Raw genomic sequence first — 11661 nt, 5'->3', positions numbered from 1 at the left:
ACTTTATTCTCCTTTGTTATTATGCTATGAAAGATAAGATGATACATTTTCCGAAGTCACAATATCAATAGGAAGTAACCTTTTATACCTCATTTCTTTTTTGAATAAGAAAAACTCAACCAACTTAGATACCCCCAGATACACCTGACGTTCCGGATTCTGATGAATAAGGAAATCAACAAAATCTTTTTCTAGTAAAGAAACATTTTCTTTAAGTAAATCGTATCCGATAATCGCTATTTCTTTATTGACATCTCTAATAATATCAGCCACTTGAAATACTTTTGAAGTTGTGATAAAACACCCATTTATATCTTTATTATCGGTTAAAATTTCGACAAGTTCTTTTCTAACCTCGCTTTTAGAAACTGTGATGGTTTTAACATCTTCCGAAGCAACGTATTCCTTATAATAAGTTCTAAACCCCTTTTCTTTTTCTTGCATATGTATTGCATTACTAAACTGCTCATCTACATGAACAACAAGAGGCACTCCTTCGCCTTTTGTTACCATATGCATTAGTTTAGCTCCTACCCGTCCACTCTGGTATAAATCCTGTCCTACAAAATTCTTCACTTTAGGATTGTCTATAAAAGTATTAAAGACGCTAATAACCGTCGTATCAGGATATTCTTCAACAGCCTGAATACTTTCTTTATAAAATAATGAAGCTAACAGAACAGCATCTGGTTTTAATGATAACACCTGAGCATGTATTTCCAAAAAAGAAGCAGTTTTATTAGGATCAAAGTAAAAAGGCTCTATCGCAAAACCAAACGATTTAAATTCCATGATAGCAGTCTCAATTCCAGGAACACATGGAGACCAATACGGATCTATTTCGGGATCAGGAAGCAAAATACAAATATGATATACTTTATTATTTTTTAGATTTCTGGCAATCAAGTTCGGTTGATAATCTATTTTCTGCAATACCTCATTTACTTTATCCAGTGAAGCCTGAGACACTTTTCCCCTATTATGCAATACTCTATCAACAGTTCCTTTAGAAACATTAGCCAGTTTGGCTATATCCTTTATTGTATATTTCTTTTTCATCGCAAACAAATATAATACTTAATTTTTTTTACAGTGTGCTCGAGCACATTTTAACACTTAAAACTTCTTTTTATTGAATTAAATGAATATATTCGCCTCAGCATTACGTAAATAGACACAGTTACACATGCAAACAAAACAACACTAAACACCTTATACACAAACGTTTACATTTTGAAAAACAAAATTATATCCATTGCTCCTGCCCGCACCTGTTTATTCGGGGATCATCAGGATTATTTAGAGTTACCCATTATAGCTTGTGCGATTAACAGACACATTCGATTAGAAGCAGAGGAAAACGACACAGAAACTTTACATTTATTTATGCCAGATATCCAGCAACAACGAAGTATTCCGCTGGATACTCCCCTGGATAACATTGCCAGTGACGATCATTTCTTATCTGCTATTAAAGTATTAAAACAATACGGTTGTGTTCCTAACAGTGGCTATGATATAAAAATTACCGGTAATATCCCTATCAATGCAGGAACTTCCAGCTCTTCTGCTGTAGTGGTTGCCTGGGTTCAATTTTTACTAGAGGCATTTGGAGCTTCTATTACAATAAATAAAGAATATATCGCTCAGATTGCTTATGAAGCAGAAGTAGTCGCTCACGGAGCTCCTGGTGGCAGAATGGATCAATTCAGTATCGGTTTGGGGAACATCATCTATCTGGAAACCGGTACTCCTTATACTTTTGACATTATTCATACCCCGCTGGATTCTATTATTATCGGAGAATCAGGAGTTCCTAAAAAAACAATAGGAGTATTAAGCCAACTCAAAGAGAAAGCACTTTTAGCAATACACTCTGTAAAAGAAAAGCTTCATGATTTTGAGATTAAAGAAGCAAAACGTGAGGACATCAAAAAATATCTGAACTATATTCCGGATACATTACACCCGTATCTGTATGCTGCAATTGTCAATCACGACATTACCCAAAAGGCAATCAGAGCATTCAGAAAGAAAAAAATTGATTTAAAAGAAATTGGAGTGCTGATGGATCAGCATCACGAAATACTCAAAGACACCTTAGGGATTACCATTCCGAGAATTGACGATATGATTACAGCTGCTAAACAAGCCGGAGCATATGGAGCTAAAATAGTAGGTTCAGGAGGAGGTGGTAGTATTGTTGTTTTGGCTCCCAAAGGAAAGGAAACAGCAATCATAGAAGCAATTAAAAATGCTGGTGCTAAAGATGCATATCAGGTGTCTGTAGATCCCGGTGCCAGAATACTACAAAATTAACACAACTATACTATGCATGAGAATTTGGTTATTTTAGCAGGGGGTGCTTCTTCCAGAATGAAGAAACCATCCTCCTCAAAACACTTGAATCAGGAAGAGATCAATCAAGCTAATGAGAGAAGTAAAGGTCTCATAGGTCTGGGAGGAGAAGGAAGACCCCTACTCGACTATTTGCTTTTTAACGCAAAAAAAGCAGGATATAAAACTGTTTATTTGATAATCAGTGAAAAAGGAGCGCTTTTCAAAGAGTGTTACGGACCTGATGATACAGGAAATGACTTTCACGGTCTTACGATTAATTATGCAGTTCAGTATATAGAAAAAGGTCGGATAAAACCTTTGGGAACAGCAGATGCATTATACCAGGCAATAGAACAATACCCTGAACTTTCGACTGCTTACTATACCGTTTGTAATAGTGACAACCTATACTCTGTAGCAGCACTGAAAGCACTCAGAGAAACAACAGCACCAAATGCTTTTATCAGCTATGACCGCAATGCACTGGATTTTCCCAAAGAACGAATTGCTCGCTTTGCAGTTGCTAAATTAGATTCACAAAACTTTTTATTAGATATCATAGAAAAGCCTACTGAGCAAGATATTGAAAATTGTAAGGATCAAAATGGAATATTACGGGTGAGTATGAATGCTTTTAAGTTCAAAGGAGAAACGCTTGCTACGCCATTAAAAGAATGTCCTATTCATCCGGAAAGAAACGAAAAAGAGTTGCCAACTGTTTTTCTTAACATGCTGAAAACACACCCTAAAACAGCTATTGGAATTCCTTTTTCAGAACATGTTCCGGATCTAACTGCTAAAGATGATATTCATACTGTCAAACAATTTTTAGCCAAAAATTATCCAACCACCTTAGAGTGGTAAAAAAAGGCAGGATGATATCCTGCCTTTTTCTTTTAAATCATTATGGTATGAAATAGTTTATTTTATTTCTTTTATTTCTTTTATTTGCCGTATCATTTGATTCGTGAATCCCCATTCATTATCATACCATATCATAATTTTCACTAAATCTCCATCTACTACTCTAGTCATGGAAGCATCCACTGTAGATGCATATGAATTCATCTGAATATCAGAAGACACAATAGGATCATGTGTTACTTTAATAACTTTATTATAACGAGTTGTCTGAGCTTCTTTCTCTAAGATTTCATTAATCTCTTCGGGAGTAGTTGCTCTTTCTGCAATAAAAGTAACATCACTCAAGGAGCCTACAGGTACCGGTGTTCTCACTGCAATTCCATCAAACTTACCTTCGTACTGTGGCAATACTTTTGTCGTAGCAATAGCTGCTCCGGTACTGGTTGGTGTCAGGTTTATGGCAGCAGCTCTTCCCATTCTAAAGTTTTTCTTAGAAGGGGCATCTACTAATTGCTGAGAGGCTGTATACGCATGAATTGTATTGAGAATCGCCTTCTTTATACCGATAGTACGTCCTAATATTTCTACTACAGGGCTGATATTATTAGTAGTACAACTAGCACATGAAAATATGGCCGCATGACCATCTTCTGTATTTACACCATGTACAACCGTAGGAGCATCCGGGCTTTTTGTAGGTCCGGAAATTACAACTGTTTTGGCACCTGCTTTGATGTGTTTTTCTGCATCTTCTCTTTTGGTAAAAAAACCTGTGCTCTCCACCACAATATCTACCCGCTCTTCTTTCCATGGTAGCTCCTCAGGATCTCTCTGCGTAAAGTACTTTATTCGCTTTCCTCCTACTAATAAATAACCTTCCTCCGTACTAACTTCTTTCTCATATATACCATATACACTGTCGTATTTCAGCAAGTATTCTATATTAGACAATGGCATTAAGTCATTAATAGCAACTATCTCCAAATCAGATTCTTCCATAATCAACTTTAATGCAGCCCTTCCTATTCTTCCGAACCCGTTTATAGCTATTCTTTTCATATAATTTTATTAAAAATTTTATTCTGTTTATATAGTGTTATTTGATAATCGGCACTTGTATACTTTATATAGAAATTACCCCAAAAAGTATTCGCCTAAATAAAAATCAATCTTCTAATAGTGATACCCCGTTAAGGTCTGTTGTAAGCACATCACTCATGTAATCAAAAAATGGTCTTAACAATTCAAAGTGAAACACAACCTTATCCAGAAAATCAGGAGCACAAACTTCTTTATTAGTAAAAGAATGCACCACAATAAAAGATTTGTTTTTAATTAAATCTATAGCAGAATGTTCTTTACTAAAACCTTTTGGAGCTGTTTTTACCTGATTATCAGTAGTGAAACCACCAAATGCTTTTTTAAAATCAGGGGTATCCAAAATATCTCTTATTTCCTGATCATCCATTTCAAACTCTTTCCTTATCCGTAATAAATCTGTAGGATTAGGACTAAAAAAACCTCCGGCCAGTTTTGAATTTCCTGATTCTATCCTCAAATAATACCCTCCTCTTCTATGAGCTCCTGCTCTACTAAAACCTACACTTCTGTGTATGTTATACGGGGTCTTATCTTTGCTAAATCGAATATCTCTATTGATTCTATATATTTTAGTGTTATCAATTTCATCTGATTCGTTGAGTCTCTCTGCAACTGATGAATAAAAAAGCTTCAGTTTTTTTTCATTTTCCTGATATCTTTTTTTATGCTCCTGCATCCAATCTCTGTTATTATTTACTTTTAAATCATCTAAAAAACCAAATATATCTTTTGATAGCTTGCTCATACGTACGTTGTATTCTTAGTCCCTAAAAATACTAAAATCTATTAAATCATGTGGCTATTAAAAACGAGAGTTATGTTAATCTTTTTATTGTTGTTTACCGCAGCAGCCTTTTATTTCACAACTTACTCGAATCTGATAAATTAGTTCGTGCACGTTGGTCGATTGGGTACAAAATCATAACTAAATCTATTTGAAATGCTATTTTTTTTATAAAAAAAGGAAGTATTTCATTCTATTCAGGACTAATCTCATATTATTCTATATATTTACTGGACTTTTTATAATTAGCTATGGATAAAGAGAAAGAATTGATCATTTCTAAGATTGAGGAACAAAAGAAAAATCCCAATCTTAGACTGAAATTAAAGGAAAAAACAGAGTACTTTACGAATCTTTTGTTTTATACATTATTTGATTCGGATACAGAAGTTGCCAAAAACATTGACAAATTAGAAGAACTTTTTCAGGAGTTAGTCGATCTGGCCTGCTGGGAAACTGAAAAACCCTGCTCTAAAGTTTGGCAATCTTATTTAGAGAAATTACCAGAAATATTACAAAAACTAAATCTGGATGCACAGGCATTTATAAAAAGTGATCCTGCTGCTAATTCTATTGAAGAAGTATATATGGCATATCCCGGCTTTTATGCCATTGCTATTTACCGCCTAAGTCACGAATTACTAAAATTCGGCTTGCCACTGGTTCCCCGATTGATGACGGAATACTCGCATAGATTAACCGGTACAGACATCAACCCTGGTGCAGAAATAGGAGAATCTTTCTTTATTGATCACGCTACGGGAATTGTTATCGGTGAAACAGTGATTATAAAAAACAATGTCAAAATGTATCAGGGAGTTACCCTGGGAGGATTGTATGTAGATCGAAAACTGAGAAGTGTAAAACGTCACCCAACCGTAGAAGATAATGTAACCATATATGCTAATGCTACTATTTTGGGAGGGAGTACTGTGATTGGTGCCAATAGTACTATTGGGGGAAATACATGGATCACCTCTTCTGTTCCTAAAAACTCCATCATCTCAAATACTTCTGAAATTAAAATAAAAAAAGTGGTCTGATGTCACATCATATTTTAGAACTTATAGGAAATACGCCTCTGGTGAAGGCTACTTCTATTATAGATAACCCAGATATCACCTTATTTCTAAAACTGGAAGGAAATAATCCAGGAGGAAGTGTCAAAGACCGTGCAGCATATAATATGATCCGATCCGCTCTGGATAGAGGAACAATCGATCAAGATGCTAAGTTAATCGAAGCAACCAGTGGTAATACAGGTATTGCATTAGCTATGATTGCAGGTATTTTCGGACTTTCTATAGAATTGGTAATGCCGGAAAACTCCACCAAAGAACGTGTACAGACTATGCGCGCCTATGGCGCAAAAGTTACACTCACTCCTGCTGATAGCGGAATTGAAGGTGCCAGAGATTATGCAGAAAAAAAAGTTGCTGAAGAAGGTTTCTTTATGCTGAATCAATTTGCAAATGAAGATAATTGGAAAGCACACTATACCACTACTGGTCCCGAAATATGGAGAGATACCGAAAAATCCATTACTCATTTTGTTTCTTCAATGGGAACCACCGGTACCATTATGGGAACTTCTACTTTTCTGAAAGAACAATCCTCTGAAGTACAGATTGTAGGAGTACAACCTACGGATGAATCCAGAATTCCGGGAATCAGAAAATGGCCTAAAGAGTACTTACCCAAAATCTTTAATCCGGACAAAGTAGATCAAGTCATAGAAGTTAGCCAGGAAGAGGCTACCAATATGACAAAACGATTAGCTAAAGAAGAGGGAATTTTTTGTGGAATGAGTAGTGGAGGTGCTGTAACAGCAGCACTAAAATTGTCTAAAACAATCAAAAAAGGAGTAATCGTAGCAATTATCTGTGACCGAGGTGATCGATACCTGAGTTCCGAACTATTTGAATAAGAATAAAAATATATAAAAAACGAGTCTGAGAGAGGTGAAAATTCATCTCTCTTTTTTTATGCAATACAAGCATTATTTTGTTTTTTTGTGTGATGCAGGATACAAAAAAAATAGCCGCTACTCTCAAAGAGTATTTTGGATACGACACATTCAGACCCTTACAGGAAAAAATCGTAACCTCTGTATTAAATGGACATGATAACCTGGTTATTATGCCGACTGGCGGGGGAAAATCAATATGTTATCAACTTCCCGCTTTATTATTAGAGGGAATAACATTAGTCATTTCCCCACTAATTGCATTAATGAAAGATCAAGTAGACGGTCTGAATGCAAATGGGATTCCCGCTTCTTTTTTTAACAGTAGTCAAACAGTTGAAGAACAACAGGAACTCTTCGGACAACTGGCAGAGGGCGCTATAAAAATTCTTTATCTGGCACCTGAGAGCCTATCGTTATTTGAAGGAGCACTATCTACACTCTCTATTAGTTTAATCGCTATTGATGAAGCGCATTGTATCTCTTCATGGGGGCATGATTTTCGACCTGCATATACCCGACTCGGGTATCTAAAAGAACGCTTCCCTTCTACTCCTATGATTGCGCTTACCGCAACCGCAGATAAAGCTACCCGAAAAGATATATGTGATCAATTACGCATTCCTGAGGCTACAGTACACCTGGCTTCGTTCGATAGAGAAAATCTAAGCCTGGAAGTACGAGCCGGAACCAAAAGAATCGAACAGATCATTCGTTTTCTGAATCAACATCCTGAAGAGAGTGGTATCATTTATTGTTTAAGTAGAAAAACCACAGAAGCCATCGCTGATCGTCTGACAAGTACTGGTTTTTCTGTTGCTGCATATCATGCTGGTTTAGCCCATGATCAACGTTCAAAGATCCAAGAACAGTTTATCAATGATACTATTCAGATTGTTTGTGCCACCATTGCTTTTGGAATGGGGATAGATAAATCAAATGTACGATGGGTTATTCACTATAACTTACCGAAAAACATAGAAAGTTATTATCAGGAAATCGGAAGAGCCGGAAGAGACGGACTTCCCTCTACCACCCTCTTGTTTCATAGCTACTCAGATGTCATTCAGCTCCAAAAATTCGCAGATCAATCAGGTAATAAAGAGGTACAACTGGCCAAACTGGAGCGAATGAAGCAATATGCAGATGCGCTGAGCTGCCGAAGAAAAATATTATTGAGTTATTTTGGAGAAATTATAGAAGAAGACTGTGGCAACTGTGATGTATGTAAGAACCCACCGCAATTTATAGATGGAACCATTATCGCTCAAAAAGCCCTTTCTACCATATATCGGGTCAAAGAACAAGAGCCTATTGGTACGATAATAGATATTATGAGGGGAGCGCAAAATGCTTCAGTATATGATAAAAATTATCAGCAACTAAAAACCTATGGAATTGCCAGGGATATTTCTTGGAAAGACTGGCAACAATACCTTATACAATTGATTAATCAAGGGTATATAGAAATAGCTTTTGACCAGCATAATAAATTAAGGCTAACAGCGCGATCCCGTAAAGTACTATTCGAGAAAGAAACAGTACTGCTAGCGCATCTCCAAGAACTGGAAAAAGCAAAAGAAAAACTCCCGGTTACTCCTCTGCAAACAGCTCGTACCTTATTCGAAAAACTACGCCAATTACGACTATCACTTGCCAAAGAAGCAGGCATTCCAGCCTACCAGATCTTTAATGATGCTACGCTTAAAGAAATGGAAAAAGAAAAACCAACCACTGATGAAATGTTTATGCAGATCAACGGTGTCGGTAAACAAAAAATGAAAGATTATGGATATGTCTTTATTAAGGAGATCCGGAATTTTGTAAATGAAAAGCCTGTAAAAAAGAAGACATCAAAAAACAAGGGAAATACCCATAAGGTTACTTTAGAAGCATATGAAAGAGGGCTTTCCATAGCAGAGATTGCTATAGAAAGACAATTAGCCGAAGCTACTATTATGTCTCACTTATTAAAACTCCATGAAGAAGGAGCCTCAATAGATCTTCATCAATTTATAGACAAAAATGACCTCGAAGCGATCAAAAAGGCAAAAGAAACCTTAAATACCCCTGATGGTCTAAAAGTCTATTATGAATACTTTGAAGAGGCGATTAGTTATAATCACATCAAAATAGGATTAGCAATTCTAAACAAAGAATAAATAAGGGAACTTATTGATCTATAACCGGGCTGATTGTCACTTCAAAACGGTTCTGTTGTTCTATGGTATCAAATCCTTTATGTAACGCATCAGAGGCAACACTTAGCGGATAAAATGTTATCGGTTCTATACATACCATTTCACGAACTTCTGTCCATAACATCATGTGTCTGAACCCTGTCGTTTGAACTCGTACTCCAACAGCAGCTGAATTCTTTAATATTACTTCATTACAATTATAAATAGGTAATGCTGGACCTCCTGCTTCTATAACCTGTTCCAATGAATATTCTTGCCCTCCTGCCAAAAAACGTTGGTTGTCCCCATAAGTCTTAAATGCCGGATGAAACCCCAGCATATACGGCATTGCTTTTTCTCCTTTAATCTGAAATGAAACCACCACGGCATCGTCCTGTAGCTGAATCGTTTTTTCGAATTCAAAATCATACGGCCAATAGAGAAACTCTTGTGCAGATCGATTCGGAAACTTAGGATTTATAATCTGTTCTCCTGCCGTATATTTCTTTGTTAAAACAAGCCTGTTTTTATTAACAGTCACCATGGTATAAGCTAATGTTCTAAGAATGCCATGCTGATCCATTTTGGCAACTCCTTTAGGAGTTAACACAGCATAATTATTCATTTTTGTAGCTCCAATCACCGGAAACATTTCTATTTCAGTACTTCCCCAACCCGGTTCTCCTTTTTGGTGCATTAACTCATGATTATCATAAGAATAACTAATAATTTCTCCGTCTAATACTGTAACTGATGACTTTCCATCTTTACTATATAATATATGCTTTGCTGCTTCCAATGTTATAAGAATTAAGTAAACTCCGAATCAAATTCCGGAGCATATTTCGCTTTCATCGATAGATTCCTTCAAAATGTATTTAGAAGGTGCCTATAGGTATCTTTTAATTTTTTAAAGAGTCCCTTAAGTAATAGCTATCTCAATCTGTAAATGCTACAGCATTCAAAATTAAGCCAGACCCCGGGACAATATGCTCTAATGTTATTTTCTCTAAACTAGGATCTAAGGTTTTTTTTATAAAATCAATATCGATATTCCCCTTTCCTACATCTAATAGTGCCCCCATCATTAACCGTATCTGGTTTCTTTTAAACCCTGCGCCTTTCACTCGTAAAAGATAACTATCTTTTGGAAAAAAATTAGCTGTATACAACTCATTTTTTACTATCTCACAACAAAAAATTTCTCCTTCTACAATTGTTTTTTCTGTAGGGCGATGACAATAGGAACGAAAATTGTGTTTTCCTTCGAAAAGAGAAGCTGCTTTTTTCATAGCTTCAATATCCAGTTCTTCTGAGATATTATACATAAAAGGTGCACAAAATGGATGAAACTTTGCCCCGAATGAAAACAAATAAACGTATTCCTTTATTTTAGGATGTTGGATTATATTAAACTTTTCATCTGTTTCTTCTATTTTTAACCCTCGAATATCCTGAGGTAAATTCTTGTTAAATAAATAAAAAAAATCATCTAGATCCAAAGGCGTATTTTCTACAAATAACTCTATATATGTTTCATTAGCAGATACCTTTGCATCGGTACGCCCACTGGCTAATATTTTAAAATCTTTATGTCCTAAAACATAGGCTATGGTACGTTCTGTCATGCGCTGTAATGTATTTACGTCAGGTTGTTTCTGCCATCCGTGAAACCGAAAGCCTAAATATTGTAACTGGATGATATAATAGTACCTTTTCCGAAACATTTAACTTGTATATTTATTTACCGAATATAGATAAATTATGCATTTCACCGATATTTTTTCAATATTTAAGGTAAAAAAAATTTTAATCCACTCTTTTAAGTTATATATTTGAGTAGCAAATGATTTTACACAATTAAAAAGAAATTAAATTATGGTTAGAGCAAAATATCAGGAAGTTTTAGACTTAGGAGAACAATTAAATGTGCAGAATGGAGATGTAACAGAGGAAAATGGAATACTGAAAATAGCTGGAACAACGAATACACAATATGAAAAAAACTTATTATGGGATAAAATCAAAGAAATCGGTGGTGATTCACCTGCTGATCTAGAAGCAGATATCAAAGTTTCTGATACTTCAGTATACCACAGACATGTGGTTAAGGGGGGAGAATCTCTAAGTAAAATTGCTAAGCATTATTATGGAGATCCAATGAAGTACAAACAAATCTTTGAAGCTAACACAAATATTTTGTCTAATCCAGACGTAATACACCCAGATCAAGAATTGGTTATCCCAAATTTGTAATTGGTTTAATACATTTTAATTAAAAACGTCTTATGCTTTATTAGTTTAAGGCGTTTTTTGTTATTATGCCCTTCCCTTTCAGAAGAAAAACTTTTTCACTTCCAAACATTACTTTTTACACATAAATAAACAACTGTTTTACCTTATTTCTCTCTTAAAACATTCATAAA

11 protein-coding genes are annotated in these 11661 nt (G+C 35.4%); 6 read left to right on the top strand and 5 right to left on the bottom strand.

Features of this window, described 5'->3' with window-relative positions; genetic code table 11:
• Window positions 1-24: 24 nt before the first annotated feature.
• Window positions 25-1059, bottom strand: coding sequence for a LacI family DNA-binding transcriptional regulator (locus tag ACFSTE_RS17695; RefSeq protein WP_378254730.1), 1035 nt, complete (start codon window positions 1057-1059; stop codon window positions 25-27).
• A gap of 174 nt (window positions 1060-1233) precedes the next feature.
• Between ACFSTE_RS17695 and ACFSTE_RS17690 the strand changes: the two genes are divergently transcribed.
• Together ACFSTE_RS17690 and ACFSTE_RS17685 are read left to right on the top strand one after the other, a co-directional pair.
• Window positions 1234-2319, top strand: coding sequence for a mevalonate kinase family protein (locus tag ACFSTE_RS17690; protein WP_176030335.1), 1086 nt, complete (start codon window positions 1234-1236; stop codon window positions 2317-2319).
• 12 nt (window positions 2320-2331) lie between these two features.
• The gene (locus tag ACFSTE_RS17685; RefSeq protein ID WP_378254728.1) at window positions 2332-3204 is read left to right on the top strand and encodes a sugar phosphate nucleotidyltransferase; all 873 of its coding nucleotides are present in this window, start codon (window positions 2332-2334) and stop codon (window positions 3202-3204) included.
• 57 nt (window positions 3205-3261) lie between these two features.
• Here ACFSTE_RS17685 and gap read toward each other — a convergent pair whose 3' ends face one another.
• Window positions 3262-4263: a type I glyceraldehyde-3-phosphate dehydrogenase gene (gene gap, locus ACFSTE_RS17680; RefSeq protein ID WP_378254726.1), complete on the bottom strand. Its 1002-nt coding sequence runs from the start codon at window positions 4261-4263 to the stop codon at window positions 3262-3264.
• A gap of 106 nt (window positions 4264-4369) precedes the next feature.
• A complete protein-coding gene (locus ACFSTE_RS17675; protein ID WP_378254724.1) occupies window positions 4370-5050 on the bottom strand; it encodes a DUF2461 domain-containing protein in 681 nt (226 codons plus the stop codon).
• A 290-nt stretch (window positions 5051-5340) separates the two neighbouring features.
• Here ACFSTE_RS17675 and epsC point away from each other — a divergent pair, with 290 nt between their 5' ends.
• The 3 genes from epsC to recQ all read left to right on the top strand — a co-directional run bounded on the left by epsC (window position 5341) and on the right by recQ (window position 9217).
• Window positions 5341-6132 (top strand): serine O-acetyltransferase EpsC, encoded by a 792-nt coding sequence (gene epsC / locus ACFSTE_RS17670; protein WP_176030339.1) that lies wholly within the window; start codon window positions 5341-5343, stop codon window positions 6130-6132.
• On the top strand, window positions 6132-7016 hold the full coding sequence (gene cysM / locus ACFSTE_RS17665) for a cysteine synthase CysM (RefSeq protein ID WP_378254721.1): 885 nt from the start codon (window positions 6132-6134) through the stop codon (window positions 7014-7016). The genes epsC and cysM overlap by 1 nt, the downstream gene beginning before the upstream one ends.
• Before the next feature lie 92 nt (window positions 7017-7108).
• Window positions 7109-9217 (top strand): DNA helicase RecQ, encoded by a 2109-nt coding sequence (gene recQ, locus ACFSTE_RS17660; protein WP_378254719.1) that lies wholly within the window; start codon window positions 7109-7111, stop codon window positions 9215-9217.
• Between the two features lie 10 nt (window positions 9218-9227).
• Here the strand turns inward: recQ and ACFSTE_RS17655 are convergent, their stop codons facing one another.
• The gene (locus ACFSTE_RS17655) at window positions 9228-10034 is read right to left on the bottom strand and encodes an aldose epimerase family protein (RefSeq protein ID WP_378254717.1); all 807 of its coding nucleotides are present in this window, start codon (window positions 10032-10034) and stop codon (window positions 9228-9230) included.
• 139 nt (window positions 10035-10173) lie between these two features.
• Window positions 10174-10962 (bottom strand): tRNA pseudouridine synthase A, encoded by a 789-nt coding sequence (locus ACFSTE_RS17650; RefSeq protein ID WP_176030343.1) that lies wholly within the window; start codon window positions 10960-10962, stop codon window positions 10174-10176.
• Between the two features lie 148 nt (window positions 10963-11110).
• On the opposite strand from ACFSTE_RS17650, the gene ACFSTE_RS17645 reads away from it, so the two are divergent.
• Window positions 11111-11491: a LysM peptidoglycan-binding domain-containing protein gene (locus tag ACFSTE_RS17645; RefSeq protein ID WP_176031163.1), complete on the top strand. Its 381-nt coding sequence runs from the start codon at window positions 11111-11113 to the stop codon at window positions 11489-11491.
• The last annotated feature ends 170 nt before the right edge of the window (window positions 11492-11661 follow it).

Source organism: Aquimarina hainanensis (genome assembly GCF_042684685.1).
Classification (GTDB): Bacteria; Bacteroidota; Bacteroidia; order Flavobacteriales; family Flavobacteriaceae; genus Aquimarina; species Aquimarina hainanensis.
Note: the sequence above shows the minus strand (reverse complement) of the source record. Positions and strands in the feature narration are given on the sequence as shown.

Bases quoted from the DNA above. Each gene is read 5' to 3' on its own strand.
- ACFSTE_RS17695 (WP_378254730.1), bottom strand. From the start codon at position 1,059: ATGAAAAAGAAATATACAATAAAGGATATAGCCAAACTGGCTAATGTT.
- ACFSTE_RS17685 (WP_378254728.1), top strand. From the start codon at position 2,332: ATGCATGAGAATTTGGTTATTTTAGCAGGGGGTGCTTCTTCCAGAATG.
- gap (WP_378254726.1), bottom strand. From the start codon at position 4,263: ATGAAAAGAATAGCTATAAACGGGTTCGGAAGAATAGGAAGGGCTGCA.
- ACFSTE_RS17675 (WP_378254724.1), bottom strand. From the start codon at position 5,050: ATGAGCAAGCTATCAAAAGATATATTTGGTTTTTTAGATGATTTAAAA.
- epsC (WP_176030339.1), top strand. From the start codon at position 5,341: ATGGATAAAGAGAAAGAATTGATCATTTCTAAGATTGAGGAACAAAAG.
- cysM (WP_378254721.1), top strand. From the start codon at position 6,132: ATGTCACATCATATTTTAGAACTTATAGGAAATACGCCTCTGGTGAAG.
- recQ (WP_378254719.1), top strand. From the start codon at position 7,109: ATGCAGGATACAAAAAAAATAGCCGCTACTCTCAAAGAGTATTTTGGA.
- ACFSTE_RS17650 (WP_176030343.1), bottom strand. From the start codon at position 10,962: ATGTTTCGGAAAAGGTACTATTATATCATCCAGTTACAATATTTAGGC.